Here is a 16,994-nt window from a genome sequence, read left to right on the forward strand (position 1 = left end):
TGCGCGACGCCGCGTCAGTCGCGCGCTTCGAATGCCGCGGCCGCGCGACCGAGACGATCGTTGACCGCGATCCACTCGACGGTCTCGGGCAGCTTCTCGACGAGGATGCGTGCGACCTGCGCGCGGTCGAGCGCGCGCAGCATGCCGTACAGGTCGCGCGCATACGCCTGCGGATCTTCCGGCGCCGCGACGAAATGCACGCCGTCGGCCTGCGCCCAGCGTCCCGCGCGCGATGCGCGTGCGACGAGCGCGACGCGTTCGCCGTCGGTCTGCGCGGCCGCGAGCAGCGGCTCGAGCGCGTCGAACGGCATCAGCGAGAGCGGCGTGCGCGGCGCGTAATGCGCCTTCAGCGTGCCGGACGCGCGCGGCGCGGTCGCGTCGCCACCGTCGGGCAGGCGCGGCGCGCGGCCGAGCACGTCGGCGATCTGCCGCGGCGTCACGTGGCCCGGGCGCAGCAGCGCCGGGAAGCCGCGCGACAGGTCGAGAATCGTCGATTCGATGCCGACTTCGGATGCGCCGCCGTCGAGCACGTGCACCGTGTCGCCGAATTCGTCGCGCACGTGCTGAGCGGTCGTCGGGCTCACATGGCCGAAGCGGTTCGCGGACGGCGCGGCGACGCCGCCGTGGCCGCCGCGCCGCGCGCTGAACGCGGCCAGCAGCGCCTGCGCGACCGGATGCGACGGGCAGCGCAGGCCGACCGAGTCCTGCCCGCCGCTCACGGCGTCGGGAATGCGCGCATGGCGCTTCAGGATCAGCGTGAGCGGGCCCGGCCAGAATGCATCGATCAGCGCCTGTGCATCGGCCGGCAGGTCGTCGGCCCAGTAGCCCGGATCGCCGCCGGGCGGCAGATGCACGATCACCGGATGGTTCGCCGGGCGCCCTTTCGCCGCGTAGATGCGCGCGACGGCTTCGGGATTCGCCGCGTCGCCGCCGAGCCCGTACACGGTTTCGGTCGGGAACGCGACAAGCTGCCCCGCGTCGAGCAGCGCGGCGGCCGCGTCGATCTGCGCGCGCGTCACGGAGTTCGGGAGATCGATGGACATCGGCTGGCGCCTCAGTCGAGCGGCACGCGCAGCAGCTGCGCACACGCGGTGGCGGCGGCGACGGCGTCGTCGCGCGTCTCGGCCGTGAAGTTCACGTGGCCCATCTTGCGGCCGACGCGCGCTTCTTCCTTGCCGTACAGGTGCAGGTGCGCGGCCGGCATCGCGGCGACCGTGTCCCACGGCGGCGTGACGGACCCGGCCGCCGCACCATTGGGGAACCACACGTCGCCGAGAATGTTCAGCATCGCGGCCGGCGAATGCTGGCGCGGGTTGCCGAGCGGCATGCGCGTCATCGCGCGCACCTGCTGCTCGAACTGGCTCGTTGCGCATGCATCGACCGTGTAGTGGCCGGAGTTGTGCGGGCGCGGCGCCATTTCGTTCGCGACGAACGAGCCGTCTTCCAGCACGAAGAATTCGACGCACAGCACGCCGACGTAGCCGAGCGTATCGGCGATCCGGACGGCCGCCTGCTGCGCCTCTTCGACACGCGCGGCGTCGGCCGCCGGCGCCGGCACGATGGTCAGCGCGAGGATGCCGTTGTGATGCACGTTCTGAGCGAGCGGGAAGGCGGCCGAGCGGCCGTCCGCGCCGCGCGCGATCAGCGCGGACACTTCGTACTTCAGCGGCAGGCGCTTTTCGAGCACGCACGGCACGCCGCCGAGCGCCGCATGTGCATCGCGCGCTTCCCGCGCGGTGCTCACGCGCACCTGGCCCTTGCCGTCGTAGCCGAGACGCGCCGTCTTCAGGATGCCCGGCAGCACCGCGTCGAGCGCGGCATCGTCGAGCGCGGCCAGGGCCGCCGCCGATTCGATCACGACGTGCGGCGCGACCGGCACGCCGGAGGCCTCGATGAAACGCTTCTCCGCGATCCGGTCCTGCGCGACCGCGACGCAGCGGCCGGCCGGCGCGACGAACGTCGTGCGCGCGAGGAAGTCGAGGCTCGCGGCCGGCACGTTCTCGAATTCCGTCGACACGGCCTCGCACAGTCCGGCCAGCTCGGCGAGCGCGGCTTCGTCGTCGTAGGCCGCGCGCAGGTGGCGGTCGGCGACCGCGCCGGCCGGGCTCGCCGGATCGGGATCGAGCACGGCGACGCGATAGCCCATCGACTGGGCGGCAAAGCAGAACATGCGGCCGAGCTGGCCGCCGCCGACCATGCCCAGCCACGCGCCGGGCAGGATCGGGGAAACGGAATCAGGAGTTGCGGTCATGTCAGTGGTCGGTCGCGACGGGCGCTGCCCGCCGCAGTGAGGAAAGTCAGGCGGCCGCCGGAATGACAGTGCGGCCGCCGGTGCGCCGTCACGCCAGCGGCGGCAGCACCATGGCGTGCGCGGCTTCGTTCTGGCGCACGCGGAACGCGGCGAGCCGGTTCGCGTAGTCGGCCGACGTGCCGGACAGGATCGACACCGCGAACAGCGCGGCGTTCGCGGCGCCGGCCTCGCCGATCGCGAACGTCGCGACCGGCACGCCCTTCGGCATCTGCACGATCGAGTGCAGCGAATCGACGCCCTTCAGGTACTTGCTCGCGACCGGCACGCCGAGCACCGGCACCGTGGTTTTCGCGGCCAGCATGCCGGGCAGGTGCGCGGCACCGCCGGCGCCCGCGATGATCGCGCGCAGCCCGCGCTCGCGCGCCTTCTCCGCATAGTCGAACATCTCGTCGGGCATCCGGTGCGCGGACACGACCTTCGCTTCGTACGGCACGCCGAATTCCTGCAGGATCGCGACCGCGTTCTTCATCACGTCCCAGTCGGAACTCGAACCCATCAGCACGCCGATCAGCGGTGCGCTGTGCGTGTGGGCGGTCTGGACTTCACTCATTTTCGTATGTCCTTGTCGACCCGAGTTAGCGCTTCAGCGCTTACTCGGGTCCCATGCAAAGCTCGCTCAGGCGAGCGGCTGGCCGGTGATGCGCTCGAGCGCTTCCTGGTACTTCGCGGCCGTCTTCTCGACGACGTCGGCCGGCAGCGCCGGCGCCGGTGCGGTCTTGCCCCACGGCTGCGTCTCGAGCCAGTCGCGCACGAACTGCTTGTCGAACGACGGCGGGTTGGTGCCGACCTGGTACTGGTCGGCCGGCCAGAAGCGCGACGAATCGGCCGTCAGCACTTCGTCCATCAGGTACAGCTTGCCGTGATTGTCGAGGCCGAATTCGAACTTCGTGTCGGCGATGATGATGCCGCGCGTCGCCGCGTAGTCGGCCGCTTCCTTGTACAGGCGGATCGAGATGTCGCGAATCGTCGCGGCCAGCTCGGTGCCGATGCGGCGCTCGGTTTCCTCGAACGTGATGTTCTCGTCGTGCTCGCCCAGCTCGGCCTTCGCGGCCGGCGTGAAGATCGGCTCGGGCAGCTTCTGCGCGTTCTGCAGGCCTTCCGGCAACTGCACGCCGCACACGGCGCCTGACGCCTGGTATTCCTTCCAGCCGCTGCCGGCCAGGTAGCCGCGCACGACCGCTTCGATCATGATCGGCTCGAGGCGCTTGACGACCACGCCGCGGCCCTTGACCTGCTCGACCTCGTCGGCCGCGACGACCGCTTCCGGTGCGTCGCCCGTCAGGTGGTTCGGCACGATGTGCGCGAGCTTGTCGAACCAGAAGTTCGCCATCTGGTTCAGCACGCGGCCCTTGTTCGGAATCGGCTCGCCCATGATCACGTCGAATGCCGACAGGCGATCGGTCGTGACGATCAGGAGCTTGTCGTTGCCGACCGCGTAGTTATCGCGGACCTTGCCGCGACCGAGGAGCGGCAGCGAGCGGAGCGTGGATTCGTAAAGGGTAGACATCGTCTTTTCGCAGATAAGGAGCCAAACAAAAAGGGAAACGCCGTTCCCCGCGGCAGGCGGGAACGGCGGTCTTGCAATGCGTCGGCGAACCGGCGGGCGATCGTGCCCGCTGGTTGCCGGCCGGCCCTCGTTCGGCCGGACGGAACGGCTGCCGGGGCCGGATCAAATCCGGCAGCGGGCAGCCGGCCCCAGCCTTTCGGCGGGGGCAATCGTACTACAGTCTCAGCGCACGACCTGCGCGAGCGCGCCGGACTTGTACTGTTCGGCGATCTTGTCGAGCGACACCGGCTTGATCTTCGCGGCCTGGCCTTCGCAGCCGAACGCGAGGTAGCGGTCGACGCACACCTTCTTCGCCGCTTCACGCGCCGGCTTCAGGTAGTCGCGCGGATCGAACTTGCCCGGGTTCTCGAACAGGTAGCGGCGGATCGCACCGGTGATCGCGAGACGCAGGTCGGTGTCGATGTTGATCTTGCGCACGCCGTGCTTGATGCCTTCCTGGATTTCCTCGACCGGCACGCCGTAGGTTTCCTTCATGTCGCCGCCGAACTGGCGGATTTCTTCCAGCAGTTCCTGCGGCACCGACGACGAACCGTGCATCACCAGGTGCGTGTTCGGGATGCGTGCGTGGATTTCCTTGATGCGCTGGATCGACAGGATGTCGCCCGTCGGCTTCTTCGAGAACTTGTACGCACCGTGCGACGTGCCGATCGCGATCGCGAGCGCGTCACACTGCGTGAGCTTCACGAAGTCGGCCGCCTGCTCCGGATCGGTCAGCAGCTGCTCGCGGGTCATCGTGCCTTCCGCGCCGTGGCCGTCTTCCTTGTCGCCCTTCATCGTCTCGAGCGAGCCGAGCACGCCGAGTTCGGCTTCGACCGTCACGCCGATCGAGTGCGCCATCTCGACGACCTTGCGCGACACGTCGACGTTGTACTCGTACGAGGCGACCGTCTTGCCGTCGGCTTCGAGCGAACCGTCCATCATCACGCTGGTGAAGCCGCTGCGGATCGCGCCCATGCAGACTGCCGGCGACTGGCCGTGGTCCTGGTGCATCACGACCGGGATGTGCGGATACGACTCGACCGCCGCTTCGATCAGGTGGCGCAGGAACGGCTCGCCCGCGTACTTACGCGCGCCGGCCGATGCCTGCATGATCACGGGCGCGCCGACCTGATCCGCCGCCGCCATGATCGCCTGGACCTGCTCCAGGTTGTTCACGTTGAAGGCCGGCAGGCCGTAACCGTGCTCTGCCGCGTGGTCCAGCAATTGACGCATTGATACGAGAGGCATTGTGGAACTCCTTGGAATGAAAACCGGTGCGCCCTGACGCCGGCGCGGCGCTCGCTCCCGTTCGAACGGGGGGCACGGCGCGGCTGAGCGTCGAATAGCGGCATTTTATCGCGAAGCGCCTCCGATTCCGACCGCCCGGTGGCGCCTGCTCGCAATTTGTTACCTTCGCACGGCACAATGCGGGCAAAAAACAGAAAAAAAGCCGCGCGGGGTATCGGACCCCGCGCGGCTTTTCGTCAATAAACGGTGCCGGATCGGCTCGAGCGACCGGTCTGCAGACCGGCCCGGCGCACGCCAGCGCCTAGCGATCAGTAATGCTCGCCGACCCGCACGATCTTCAGCGTGTTGGTGCCGCCCGCCTGCCCCATCGGCTCGCCGACGGTCAGCACGACCATGTCGCCGTGCTGCACGTAGCCCTGCTTCACGACGATCTCGAGCGCCGCCTGCAGCGCCGAGTCGCGGTCGCTGTTGAAGTCGACGTGCAGCGGCGTCACGTTGCGGTACAGCGCCATCGTGCGCTCGCTGCCGACGCGCGGCGTCAGCGCGAAGATCGGCACGTGCGTGTAGTGACGCGACATCCACAGCGCGGTTGCGCCCGATTCGGTCAGCGCGATGATCGCCTTGGCACCGAGGTGATAGGCGGTAAACAGCGCGCCCATCGCGATCGACTGGTCGATCCGCGTGAACGTGCGGTCGAGGAAATCCTTGTCCAGCTCGACGTGCTCGGACTTTTCCGCCTCGACGCACACGGCCGCCATCGTCTCGATCGTGACGACCGGGTACTTGCCGGCGGCCGTCTCGGCCGACAGCATCACCGCGTCGGTGCCGTCGAGCACCGCATTCGCGACGTCCGACACTTCCGCGCGGGTCGGCACCGGCGCGAGGATCATCGACTCCATCATCTGCGTCGCGGTGATCACGAGCTTGTTCGACTCGCGCGCCATCCGGATCATCCGCTTCTGCAGCGCCGGCACGGCCGCGTTGCCGACTTCCACCGCGAGGTCGCCGCGCGCGACCATGATGCCGTCGGATGCGTCGAGGATGCTCTGCAGCGCCGGAATCGCCTCCGCGCGCTCGATCTTCGCGATCATCTTCGGCTTGATGCCGTAAGGCGCGCCCGCGATGTTCGCGAGCTGGCGCGCCATTTCCATGTCGGTCGCGTTCTTCGGGAACGACACCGCGACGAGATCCGCGCCGAGCGACATCGCCGTGCGGATGTCCTCCATGTCCTTCGCGGTCAGCGCGGGTGCCGACAGCCCGCCGCCCTGCCGGTTGATCCCCTTGTTGTTCGACAGCTCGCCGCCCACCTTGACGACCGTGTGGATCTCGTCGCCGAGCACGCGCTCGACGGTCAGCACGATCAGGCCGTCGTTCAGCAGCAGCAGGTCGCCCGGCTTCAGGTCACGCGGCAGTTCCTTGTAGTCGAGGCCGACGCGCTCGTCGTTGCCGAGCTCGCAGCCCGCGTCGAGGATGAAGGCCTGGCCCGGCACGAGCATCGTCTTGCCGTTCTCGAACTTGCCGACGCGGATCTTCGGGCCCTGGAGGTCGGCCATGATCGCGATTTCACGGCCGACCTTGCGGGCGGCCTCGCGCACCATCTCGGCGCGCTGGCGGTGATCGTCGGCCGTACCGTGCGAAAAATTGAGCCGCACGACGTCGAGGCCCGCCTGCATCATCTGCAGCAGAATCTCCGGCGAACTGGAAGCCGGGCCGATCGTGGCGACTATCTTGGTGGCGCGCTGCATGAAACTCCTCATCTGGATCAAGGTGGATGCGCTGGGTGAAACGCTGCGAGAGCCGGAATCGGCAGGCCCAGCGGCCGCCGTTCCGGGGGGCGTGCCGGTGCTTGCGCCCGGCATCGCTTTGTTCTGAATCTCGTGGTGCTGCACGGCCGCGTCGCCGGCGGCCGCCGGTGCGCGCGGGGCTGAGTTCGCCCGCGCGGGCGCGCGTTTGCGCTTGCCCGCGCCGGCCGGCTGCTCCGCTTTAGCGGAGCGCGCGGCCCTGGTCACCCCTGCGCGCGCCGCCACGCTCAGGCCGCCCGCGTTTCGAGCACTTCCACCGCCGGCAGCTTCTTCCCCTCGAGGAACTCGAGGAAGGCGCCGCCGCCGGTCGAGATATAGCTGACCTGGTCGTGGATGCCGTACTTCGCGATGGCCGCGAGCGTGTCGCCGCCGCCCGCGATCGAGAACGCGGACGATTTGGCGATCGCTTCGGCGAGCGTCTTCGTGCCGTTGCCGAACTGGTCGAACTCGAACACGCCGACCGGACCGTTCCACACGATCGTGCCGGCCTTCTCGAGCTGGCTCGCGAGCGCCTTGGCCGTATCCGGGCCGATGTCGAGGATCATGTCGTCCGCTTCGATGTCGGCGACCTGCTTCACCGTGGCCGCGGCCGTCGGCGAGAATTCCTTGGCCGTCACGACGTCGGACGGGATCGGCACCGACGCGCCGCGCTCGCGCGCTTCGTCGATGATCGCCTTCGCCTCGGCGACGAGATCGGCTTCCGCGAGCGACTTGCCGATCGACAGGCCGGCCGCGAGCATGAACGTGTTCGCGATGCCGCCGCCGACGATCAGCTGGTCGACCTTCCCGGCGAGCGACTTGAGAATGGTCAGCTTGGTCGACACCTTCGAGCCGGCGACGATCGCCACCAGCGGCCGGGCCGGGTTGCCGAGCGCCTTGCCGAGCGCGTCGAGTTCGGCGGCCAGCAGCGGGCCCGCGCACGCGACCGGCGCGTACTTCGCGATCCCGTGGGTGGTCGCTTCCGCGCGGTGCGCGGTGCCGAACGCGTCGTTCACGTACACGTCGCAGAGCTTCGCCATCTTCTGCGCGAGCTCGTCCGAGTTCTTCTTCTCGCCCTTGTTCACGCGGCAGTTCTCGAGGAGCACGACCTGGCCCGGCGCGACGTTCACGCCGTTCTCGACCCAGTTCGCGACCAGCGGCACGTCGCGGCCGAGCAGTTCGGCGAGGCGCTTCGCGACCGGCGCGAGCGAGTCTTCGGGCTTGAATTCGCCTTCGGTCGGACGACCGAGGTGCGACGTGACCATCACGGCCGCGCCGGCGTCGAGCGCGGCCTGGATGGCCGGCACGGACGCGCGCACGCGCGTGTCTTCGGTGATGTTGCCGTGATCGTCCTGCGGGACGTTCAGGTCGGCGCGGATGAACACCCGCTTGCCGGCGAGCTGGCCGGCGGCGATCAGGTCGGTAAGACGCTTGACTTGGCTCATGTTGAACAGATTGAAGTAGTGGATGGGGAAAGGGGGTTCACGCTGGACGTGCGCGGGCAGCCGCGAAAGGGCGCCGGATGCGGCCGTGGCTGGCGGTTCGCATGGCGCGCACGGGTAAAAAATCTTGAACGGGCATTCTAGCCGATCCATCCGGCAGACTGACCCGTGCGGCGGCGAATTCCGCCTATTTGGGATCGCGCCCGCCCGCCGACACATTGCCGCAATGCAGCAATGTATAGCCGCAAGCGGCCGATGCCCGGCCGGCCGGCGCGGCGATTCGTCAGAAGATCAGGCGCAGCACGGTGAAGACGAGCATCCCGATCACGATGGTGCCCAGCATGCTGCGCCGCCACAAAAACCAGCCGAGGCCGGCGAGCGCCGCGTAGAACGGATGGTTGGACAGCGCGAACGACAGCCCGGCCGGGGTTTCGAGCACGTCGGGCAGCACGACCGCGACGAGCGCGGCGGCCGGCGCATAGCGCAGCGCACGCTGCGCGCGCTCGGGCAGCACGGTGCGCTCGCCGCCGAGCAGGAACAGCGCGCGCGTGACGGCCGTGACGATCGTCATCCCGACGATCACGATCCAGATGTCCGTCGCGCTCATTCGATTTCCTTCTCGTGCACGGTTTCGGTGCGGATGCGGCGCCAGTCGGCGCGTTCGACGAAGAAATCGGCCGTGCAGCCGGCCGCGAGCGCGGCCAGCACCGCGATCGGCAGCGCGAGCCGGTACGGCAGGTCGAACGCGATCAGCGACACGATGCCCGCGACCGCGACGGCGGCGAGCGTCGAGCGGTTCGCGACCGCCGACACCATGATCGGGATCAGCGCGAGCGTGCCGGCCAGCTCCAGCCCCCAGCTCGCGGGAAAGACGCTCGCGAGCAGGATGCCGGCGAGCGACGACACCTGCCACGACAGCCAGCTCGCGAGCGCCATCCCCCAGAAGTACGCTTCCTTGCCCGGCACGTGACCATAGGCGAAGCCCTGTTTCTGGAACAGCAGGTAGATCACGTCGCCGTTGAAATAGCCGATCGCGAGGCGCCGCCACAGCGGCAGGTAGGAGAAATGGGGAGCAAGCCCGGCGCTGAAGATCACGAAGCGCAGGTTGACCATCGCGGCCGTGAGCAGGATCGTCCAGATCGGCAGCTTCGCGACGAGGAGCGGCAGCACCGCGAGCTGCGACGAGCCCGCGTAGACGAGGATCGACATCGCGCTCGCCTGCCCGAGCGTCATCACCGACTTGCTCATCGCGACACCGGTCACGAGCCCCCAGGAGAGGATTGCCATCAGTGTCGGGGAATAGTCGCGCGCGCCCTGGATCAGCGCGAAGCGGTCGGTGGCGGACAATCGAGCGAGCATCGGAAAGCGGGCCGCGGCGGGCGGTTCGTGCGGGCTCCGGCGTCTCCTGCCGGCACGGCCCGTCGTTATTGGAATCGGTACCGGACGATTATAGCGCCGGCCCTGCGCCGACCGACCGGCTCGACACCAAATGACGCTAAAATAAGCGTCTTTCCGGCTCAATGCTGCACACAAGCCGCTGTACCAATTGCTTCACAGGAGAACCCCATGTCAATGGCCGACCGCGACGGCAAGATCTGGATGGACGGCAAGCTGATCGACTGGCGCGACGCCACGATTCACGTCCTGACCCACACGCTGCACTACGGCATGGGCGTCTTCGAAGGCGTGCGCGCGTACCGGACGGCCGACGGCAGCACCGCGATCTTCCGCCTGCACGAGCACACCAAACGTCTGCTGAATTCGGCGAAGATCTTCCAGATGGACGTGCCGTTCGACCGGGAAACCCTCGAAGCCGCGCAGCTCGACGTCGTGCGCGAGAACAAGCTCGAGTCGGGCTACCTGCGACCGATCATCTGGGTCGGCTCGGAAAAGCTCGGCGTGTCCGCGAAGGGCAACACGATCCACGTCGCGATCGCCGCATGGCCGTGGGGCGCGTACCTCGGCGAGGAAGGCCTCGCGAAGGGCATCCGCGTGAAGACGTCGTCGTTCACCCGCCACCACGTGAACGTGTCGATGGTGCGCGCGAAGGCGTCGGGCTGGTACGTGAACTCGATCCTCGCGAACCAGGAAGCGACCGCCGACGGCTACGACGAAGCGCTGCTGCTCGACGTCGACGGCTACGTGTCGGAAGGCTCCGGCGAGAACTTCTTCCTGGTGAACAACGGCAAGCTGTACACGCCCGACCTGTCGTCGTGCCTCGACGGCATCACGCGCGACACGATCATCACGCTCGCGCGGGACGCGGGCATCCAGGTGATCGAGAAGCGCATCACGCGCGACGAGGTCTACACGGCCGACGAAGCGTTCTTCACGGGCACGGCCGCCGAAGTCACGCCGATCCGCGAACTCGACAACCGCACGATCGGCAGCGGTGCGCGCGGCCCCGTGACGGAAAAGCTCCAGTCGGCGTTTTTCGATATCGTGTCGGGCAAGAACGCGAAGTACGCGCACTGGCTGACGAAGGTCTGAGCGCGCCGCGCGACCGACCGCCCCACCACAGAGTGATAAGAGAAAGTCTCATGAGTGAAATCAAGGAAATGCCGCTGGTCGAACTGACGGCCAAGGATCTCCCCGCCTACTGCCCGAACCCGGCCATGGCGCGCTGGAGCGCGCACCCGCGCGTGTTCATCGACGTCTCGCACGGCGAGGCGCGCTGCCCGTACTGCGGCACGCGCTACAAGCTGCGCGACGGCGAGGTGGTCAAGGGCCATTGAGCCCGACCGGGCCCGCGGGCCCGCCGCACGCGAGGCGGCGCAGCCGGAACCCCGGCGCGCCGCCCTTTTCCTGTTCTGACAACCCGAACGCGGTGCATGCGCGCCGTGCTTCATTACGACATCGGAAGTCGACCTGATGCGTCGAGCGCTGGTTATCGCACCGAATTGGATCGGTGACGCATTGATGGCGCAGCCGCTTTTTGCGCTGCTGAAAAAAATCCATCCCCGCATCGTGATCGATGCCGTCGCACCCACCTGGGTCGCGCCGGTGCTCGAGCGGATGCCCGAGATCCACGATGTCTACGCGACCGACCTCGCGCACGGCAAGCTGCAGCTGCTGCGCCGCTGGCAGCTCGCGAGCGACCTGCGCGACGTCGGCTACGACGCGGCGTACGTGCTGCCGAATTCGCTGAAGTCCGCGGTGATCCCGTGGCTCGCGAACATTCCGCTGCGGATTGGCTACACGGGCGAGCACCGCTACGGCCTGCTCAACGTGCGGCACGCGAACCCCGACAAATCGGCCGAGCGGCCGCCGATGACGACCCACTACGCCGCGCTCGCGTATGCGCCGGGGGCGAAGCTGCCCGAGTCGATGAAGATGCTGCCGCCGCCGCGCCTCGACGCCGACCTGAACGAGACGGCGCGCGTCTCCGCGCGTTTCAATCTCGATACGCGCAAGCCGCTCGTCGTGTTCTGCCCCGGCGCGGAATACGGCCCGGCCAAGCGCTGGCCGCCCGAGCACTTCGCGACGCTCGCGACGATCGTCCATCAGTCTTTCCCGTATACGCAGATCGTCGCGCTCGGCTCGCAGAAGGACGCCGCCGCCGCGCAGGCGATCGCCGACCACGCGCCGAACGTGCGCAACCTGTGCGGGCAGACGTCGTTGTCCGAGGCGTGCGCGCTGATCGCGCGCGCGAACGCGGTCGTGACCAACGATTCCGGGCTGATGCACGTCGCCGCCGCGCTGCGGCGGCCGCTCGTCGCGTTGTACGGATCGACTGATCCGCGCCACACCCCTCCGCTGTCGGACCTGGCGAAGGTACAATGGCTTCATCTCGAATGCAGTCCCTGCTTCGAACGCGAGTGCCCGCTCGGCCATCTGAAATGCCTGCGCGAACTCGGTCCCGAGCAGGTATTCGGCGATTTGCGCGGCATGCTCGTCGGGCAGCGCTGACCCTGACCGGCAGCGTCGCACGACGCGCCGGGCAATCCGATTCACCGGTGCAAGGCGGCCCCACCCGGGCCGCCGTGCTGAATACGGCGCGCGACGCGCGCGAGAGATAACCCCGATGCCACGTTTTGCCCGCCTGTTCGAAGCCGCTGCCGATACGCTGAACGCCTACTACCAGGCCGTCGCCGATGCCAATCTCGACGCGCTGCTGGGGTTGTGGATCGACGAGGACTTCGCCAGCTGCGTCTGGGCCGACGGCGAGCATCTGCACGGGCTCGACCAGATCCGCAGCGGGCTGGCCAACCGGCTCGCGACGCGCCCCGTGACGATCGAGCCGCTCGACATCCGTGTTTACGACAGTCTCGGCACCGTCGTCTATACGATCGCCGAAGCGCATCAGCAGGCCGACCTGACGGCCGAACCCGACATGGTTTTCGCGACGTACGTGATGATCCACGAACGCGGCGAGTGGCGCATCGCGCATATCCACGCGAGCCCGATTCCTGAACAGGCGGCCGGACAATTCGCCGCGAAGATCCGTCACGGGCAGGGTCCGCTGCACTGACGAACAACGAAGCAACGCATTAGCGGGGCGATCATGAGTACGGCTTCTCCGCCCACCTCGCCGCTGACCGGGGCCCCGGCCCCCGACGACGATTCATTGCGCTATCGCGCACCGCGCTGGCTGCCGAACAGCCATGTGCAAACCATCGTGCCCGCGCTGTTCGCACGGCGTCCGGCTGTCGCCTACCGACGAGAGCGATGGGAAACCCCCGACCACGACTTCATCGATCTCGACTGGGTCGCGCACCTCGACAGTGCCGCGCCGCCGCCCGACGCACCGCTGTTCGTGCTGTTCCACGGCCTCGAAGGCAGTTCCGGCTCGCACTACGCGCTGGCGATGATGGCCGCCGCGCGCGCGAAGGGCTGGCACGCGGTCGTCCCGCACTTTCGCAGCTGCAGCGGTGAGTTGAACCGCCAGCCGCGCTTCTACCATCTCGCGGATAGCGCCGAAGTCGACTGGATCCTGCAGCGGCTCGCCGCGCAGCATCGCGGGCCGATCGTCGCGGCCGGCGTGTCGCTCGGCGGCAACGTGCTGCTGCGCTGGCTCGGCGAACACCGCAGCGACACGTCGATCGTGCACGCGGCCGCCGCTATCTCGACGCCGATCGACGTGCATGCGGGCGGCCGCGCGCTGTCGCAGGGCTTCGCGATGGTCTATACGCGCAGCTTCCTGAAGACGCTCAAGCGCAAGGCGCTCGCGAAGCTCGACCAGTATCCGGGCCTGTTCGATCGCGACGCGATGCTGCGCGCCGTGACGATGCGCGACTTCGACGAGGTCGTGACCGCGCCGCTGCACGGCTTCGCCGACGCCGACGACTACTGGACCCAGGCCACGACGCGCCCGCTGTTGCCGGCCATCGACGTGCCCACGCTGATCCTCAACGCCCGCAACGATCCGTTCCTGCCGGAATCCGCGCTGCCGAGCGCCGCCGACGTGTCGCCGGCCGTCGAGCTCGACCAGCCCATGGACGGCGGCCATGCGGGATTCATGACCGGCCCGTTCCCCGGCCGCCTCGACTGGCTGTCGGCGCGGGTGTTCGGCTATTGCTCGAAATTCGTCGACCATGGATGACATCGTCAGGCAGGCCCTCGCCAAGTGGCCGAACGTACCCGACTGCACCGGCTGGCTGCTGCTCGACCGGCGCGGCGAGTGGCGGCTGCGCGACGACGCCGCGCAGGCCGCCGGCGAGCTCGGCTCGCCGATCCGGCATGCGGCGCTCAACGCGTTCATCGGACGCAACTACGAATGCGACGCGCACGGCCAGTGGTTCTTCCAGAACGGGCCGCAGCGCGTGTACGTCGAGCTCGCGTACACACCGTGGGTCGTGCGTCTGGCCGAACGCGACGGGCAGCTCACGCTGGCCGACCAGACCGGCGCGCCGTTCGAGCCCGACGCCGCATGGCTCGACGATGCGGGCGGCGTGCTGTTCCGCGCGGCGGGCACGCCGCCGCGCGTCGCGGCGCTGCACGACCACGACCTCGGCCTGTTCGCCGATCATGCGGATTTCGACGCGACGCCGCCTGTGCTGCGCTGGCGTGACGGGCGCACGCTGGCGCTCGGCAACCTCGCGTGTGCCGATGTGCCGGCAACGTTCGGCTTCGTCGCGAGCCCCGCGCAGCGGGCGCGGCGCGACACGCCGGAGGGTGGCAACGGCAACGGCAACAGCAACGGCAGCGCCGCAAGCTGAAACGCCGCCGCCCTGCCCGCCTCGCGGCCGTTATCCGCGGCCGTTCTTCTCGTCCTCGCGCTCTTCCTTGTAGCGCGCCTCGAATTCCAGCAGCCGCGCGCCGATGATCGACTGGTCGTAGAACGACACGTCCTTCGCGTCGCGCGCCTCCTTCAGCTGCCGAATCGCCGACGGCCACGCGCCGTCGAGCGCCAGCTTCTCCGCGAGCGCACGGCGCCGCGCGAGCACGTCGCCCTTGCCGTCGCTCGCCTTCGCGAGGTAGTCCCACCAGTCCGGCTGCTCCGGGTCCGCTTTCGCCTGCTGGCGTGCGAGCGTCTGCGCTTCGTCGAAGCGGCGCGCGGCGATCAGCGCCTGCAGGTGCGCGACGATCGCCGCGTGCGACGCCGGCCAGCGCCGCTGCGCGAGCGCCGCGAGCCGCACCGCGTCGTCGGTCCGGCCCGCGCGACGGGCAAGGTCGGCGGCGAGCACGTCGAGGCTCGGCGAACTCGTCTGCGGATCGTCCGCGCGCCGCTCGCGCGCGTCGAATGCGGCGCGGGCCGACGCGAGCGCCTTGTCGGCCGCGTCGTACTGGCCGAGCAGCGTGTTCGCCAGCGCGATCCCGTACTCGTTCGCCGCGACGTTCGGCGCCGTGCGATCGTCGATCTCGAGCTGCATCCGGCGCGCCTCGGCCACGATGTCGTTCGGCGCACGGTTCTGCAGAATGCGCAGCCGCGCGCGCACGAAACCGTATTCGGCCGACTGGCGCGGCTGCCGGTACGGCGCGCGGCGCGCGCGATCCTCCATGTCGGCGATCCGTTCACCCGTCAGCGGGTGCGTGCGCGCATAGGCCGGCACGCCCGCATCGCCCATCGACGCGCGCTCGAGCCGCTCGAAGAAGCCCGGCATCCCGTACGGGTCGTAGCCGGCGCCCGCGAGCAGCTGGAAACCGACGCGATCGGCCTCGCGCTCGGCCGAGCGCGAGAAGCGCAGCTGGTTGTCGACCGCAAACGCCTGCCCGCCCATCGCGATCGCGCTGCCGAGATCGCCGCTGCGCGCGAGCACGCCCGCCAGCACCCCGAGCAGCATCGTCGCGAGCGCGGTGTAGCCCGTCTTCTCGTTCGCGCCGATCATCCGCGCGATGTGCCGCTGCAGCACGTGGCCCATCTCGTGGCCGACCACCGATGCGAGTTCGGATTCCGTTTGCGTCGTGACCACCAGCCCGCTGTTGATCCCGATGAAACCGCCCGGCATCGAGAATGCGTTGATCTGCGGATCGCGCACCGGGAACAGCTCGAAGTCCGGCGTGTAGCCACCGATGTAGCGCGCCGCGGCCGCAGCCGCGAGCCGCTTCGCGATCGCGTTCAGGTAGTCGCGCGCGAGCCAGTCGTCGAGGTAGTCCGGGTCGCGCCGCACCTCGCGCATCACGCGCTCGCCGAGACGGCGCTCGGCCTGCGGCGTGAGCGAACCGCCGGAGCCGTCGCCGAGGTCGGGGAGTTCCAGCGCGCGCAGCGGTGCACGCAGGCTCGCGACCGGCGCGGACGCGCCGTCGCCGCCGGAGAACCGGCTTTCCGCGCCGCCGTAGGTGCCGAATACACCGGTCGCAATGCCCGACGGCACCGTGGAAATCGACGGCGACGCGCCGGCCGCCGGCTCGAGCGGCAGCGCGGACAAGCGCTGTGCATGGCCGCTCGGCGGCAGCACGAGCGCCGTCGACAGCAACACGGCAAGCAACTGTTTGACACGCATGGCAGGATGAAGACGACGCGTCCCGCGCGCCGGGCGCGCATCGCGGCGTTTGGTCTGAAGATCCCGGTCATTGTACCGGCGGGATCGCGACTGTTCGCTGCGGCGGATGCGTCGTCTGCACGCCCGGCGTCGCGCAGGCCGCTGCTATGATAGGCGCCCGTTGAAACGTTGCAGATGGTTGCGGCACGGTGCCCGACGCGGTGAATCGACCGGCCGCGACACAAGAGATCGGAGCAGGACATGTCAGGACTTACCCATTTCGACGCCGCCGGCCACGCGCACATGGTCGACGTCGGCGGCAAGCAGGAAACGCAACGCATCGCGATCGCGCGCGGCACGATCCGGATGCTGCCGGCGACGTTCGCGCTGATCCGCGACGGCAAGGCGAAGAAAGGCGACGTGCTCGGCGTCGCGCGCATCGCCGCGATCCAGGGTGCCAAGCGCACCGCCGACCTCATTCCGCTGTGTCACCCGCTCGCGCTGACGCGCGTGGCCGTCGACTTCGAACTCGACGACGCGCTGCCGGGCGTGCACTGCGTCGCGCAGGTCGAGACGTTCGGGCGCACCGGTGTCGAGATGGAAGCGCTGACCGCCGTGCAGGTCGGGCTGCTGACCGTGTACGACATGTGCAAGGCGGTCGATCGGGGGATGGTGATCACCGAGGTGAGCGTGAGAGAAAAGCGTGGCGGGAAGTCGGGGGACTGGAAGGCGGAGGACACCGCCGGCTGACCGGTCGGAACCCTGTCGGCCGGTAAATTCGGGATAGCGCCCGTTTATCTCATA

General features: G+C 68.9%; 18 protein-coding genes. 8 read left to right on the plus strand and 10 right to left on the minus strand.

The window, feature by feature from the left end; genetic code table 11:
- Positions 1-14 precede the first annotated feature (14 nt).
- From ACP26O_RS13475 to pyk, 6 genes are all read right to left on the minus strand, one after another.
- Complete coding sequence (locus tag ACP26O_RS13475) at positions 15-1,043, minus strand: L-threonylcarbamoyladenylate synthase (RefSeq protein WP_175665428.1); 1,029 nt, start codon at positions 1,041-1,043, stop codon at positions 15-17.
- Positions 1,044-1,054: 11 nt separating this feature from the next.
- The gene (locus tag ACP26O_RS13480) at positions 1,055-2,251 is read right to left on the minus strand and encodes a 5-(carboxyamino)imidazole ribonucleotide synthase (RefSeq protein ID WP_105832456.1); all 1,197 of its coding nucleotides are present in this window, start codon (positions 2,249-2,251) and stop codon (positions 1,055-1,057) included.
- Between the two features lie 88 nt (positions 2,252-2,339).
- Entirely contained in the window at positions 2,340-2,861 is a 522-nt protein-coding gene (gene purE, locus ACP26O_RS13485) for a 5-(carboxyamino)imidazole ribonucleotide mutase (RefSeq protein WP_011657812.1), read from the minus strand.
- A gap of 66 nt (positions 2,862-2,927) precedes the next feature.
- A complete protein-coding gene (locus tag ACP26O_RS13490; RefSeq protein WP_006749977.1) occupies positions 2,928-3,818 on the minus strand; it encodes a phosphoribosylaminoimidazolesuccinocarboxamide synthase in 891 nt (296 codons plus the stop codon).
- 222 nt (positions 3,819-4,040) lie between these two features.
- Positions 4,041-5,105: a class II fructose-bisphosphate aldolase gene (fba, locus tag ACP26O_RS13495; RefSeq protein WP_011657813.1), complete on the minus strand. Its 1,065-nt coding sequence runs from the start codon at positions 5,103-5,105 to the stop codon at positions 4,041-4,043.
- A gap of 308 nt (positions 5,106-5,413) precedes the next feature.
- Positions 5,414-6,850: a pyruvate kinase gene (gene pyk, locus ACP26O_RS13500; protein WP_006749975.1), complete on the minus strand. Its 1,437-nt coding sequence runs from the start codon at positions 6,848-6,850 to the stop codon at positions 5,414-5,416.
- On the opposite strand from pyk, the gene ACP26O_RS13505 reads away from it, so the two are divergent.
- Positions 6,849-6,977 (plus strand): hypothetical protein, encoded by a 129-nt coding sequence (locus tag ACP26O_RS13505; RefSeq protein WP_256097633.1) that lies wholly within the window; start codon positions 6,849-6,851, stop codon positions 6,975-6,977. The two genes, pyk and ACP26O_RS13505, sit on opposite strands and share 2 nt — an antisense overlap.
- A gap of 157 nt (positions 6,978-7,134) precedes the next feature.
- Here the strand turns inward: ACP26O_RS13505 and ACP26O_RS13510 are convergent, their stop codons facing one another.
- The 3 genes from ACP26O_RS13510 to ACP26O_RS13520 form a co-directional block, all read right to left on the minus strand.
- Complete coding sequence (locus ACP26O_RS13510; RefSeq protein ID WP_041489852.1) at positions 7,135-8,331, minus strand: phosphoglycerate kinase; 1,197 nt, start codon at positions 8,329-8,331, stop codon at positions 7,135-7,137.
- Positions 8,332-8,611: 280 nt separating this feature from the next.
- Positions 8,612-8,935, minus strand: coding sequence for an AzlD domain-containing protein (locus ACP26O_RS13515; protein ID WP_006749973.1), 324 nt, complete (start codon positions 8,933-8,935; stop codon positions 8,612-8,614).
- On the minus strand, positions 8,932-9,687 hold the full coding sequence (locus tag ACP26O_RS13520; protein WP_006749972.1) for an AzlC family ABC transporter permease: 756 nt from the start codon (positions 9,685-9,687) through the stop codon (positions 8,932-8,934). Before ACP26O_RS13520 ends, ACP26O_RS13515 begins: the two co-directional genes overlap by 4 nt.
- Before the next feature lie 207 nt (positions 9,688-9,894).
- Here ACP26O_RS13520 and ACP26O_RS13525 point away from each other — a divergent pair, with 207 nt between their 5' ends.
- The 6 genes from ACP26O_RS13525 (at position 9,895) to ACP26O_RS13550 (ending at position 14,486) form a co-directional block, all read left to right on the plus strand.
- Positions 9,895-10,818 carry a branched-chain amino acid transaminase gene (locus ACP26O_RS13525; protein WP_006749971.1) on the plus strand — a complete coding sequence of 308 codons (924 nt, stop codon included), beginning with the start codon at positions 9,895-9,897 and terminating at the stop codon, positions 10,816-10,818.
- A 50-nt stretch (positions 10,819-10,868) separates the two neighbouring features.
- On the plus strand, positions 10,869-11,063 hold the full coding sequence (locus ACP26O_RS13530) for a zinc-finger domain-containing protein (RefSeq protein ID WP_006749970.1): 195 nt from the start codon (positions 10,869-10,871) through the stop codon (positions 11,061-11,063).
- 136 nt (positions 11,064-11,199) lie between these two features.
- Positions 11,200-12,237, plus strand: coding sequence for a lipopolysaccharide heptosyltransferase II (gene waaF, locus ACP26O_RS13535; RefSeq protein WP_041491262.1), 1,038 nt, complete (start codon positions 11,200-11,202; stop codon positions 12,235-12,237).
- Positions 12,238-12,352: 115 nt separating this feature from the next.
- The gene (locus ACP26O_RS13540) at positions 12,353-12,799 is read left to right on the plus strand and encodes a nuclear transport factor 2 family protein (RefSeq protein ID WP_006749968.1); all 447 of its coding nucleotides are present in this window, start codon (positions 12,353-12,355) and stop codon (positions 12,797-12,799) included.
- Positions 12,800-12,832: 33 nt separating this feature from the next.
- Complete coding sequence (locus ACP26O_RS13545) at positions 12,833-13,870, plus strand: hydrolase (protein WP_011657819.1); 1,038 nt, start codon at positions 12,833-12,835, stop codon at positions 13,868-13,870.
- The gene (locus tag ACP26O_RS13550; RefSeq protein ID WP_175665427.1) at positions 13,863-14,486 is read left to right on the plus strand and encodes a DUF2946 family protein; all 624 of its coding nucleotides are present in this window, start codon (positions 13,863-13,865) and stop codon (positions 14,484-14,486) included. The genes ACP26O_RS13545 and ACP26O_RS13550 overlap by 8 nt, the downstream gene beginning before the upstream one ends.
- A 30-nt stretch (positions 14,487-14,516) precedes the next feature.
- Here the strand turns inward: ACP26O_RS13550 and ACP26O_RS13555 are convergent, their stop codons facing one another.
- On the minus strand, positions 14,517-16,211 hold the full coding sequence (locus tag ACP26O_RS13555) for a M48 family metalloprotease (RefSeq protein WP_175665426.1): 1,695 nt from the start codon (positions 16,209-16,211) through the stop codon (positions 14,517-14,519).
- 240 nt (positions 16,212-16,451) lie between these two features.
- On the opposite strand from ACP26O_RS13555, the gene moaC reads away from it, so the two are divergent.
- Positions 16,452-16,940 (plus strand): cyclic pyranopterin monophosphate synthase MoaC, encoded by a 489-nt coding sequence (moaC, locus tag ACP26O_RS13560; RefSeq protein ID WP_011657821.1) that lies wholly within the window; start codon positions 16,452-16,454, stop codon positions 16,938-16,940.
- Positions 16,941-16,994 lie beyond the last annotated feature (54 nt).

The sequence above is a fragment of the Burkholderia sp. R-40 genome (assembly GCF_049942845.1).
GTDB lineage: Bacteria > Pseudomonadota > Gammaproteobacteria > Burkholderiales > Burkholderiaceae > Burkholderia > Burkholderia ambifaria.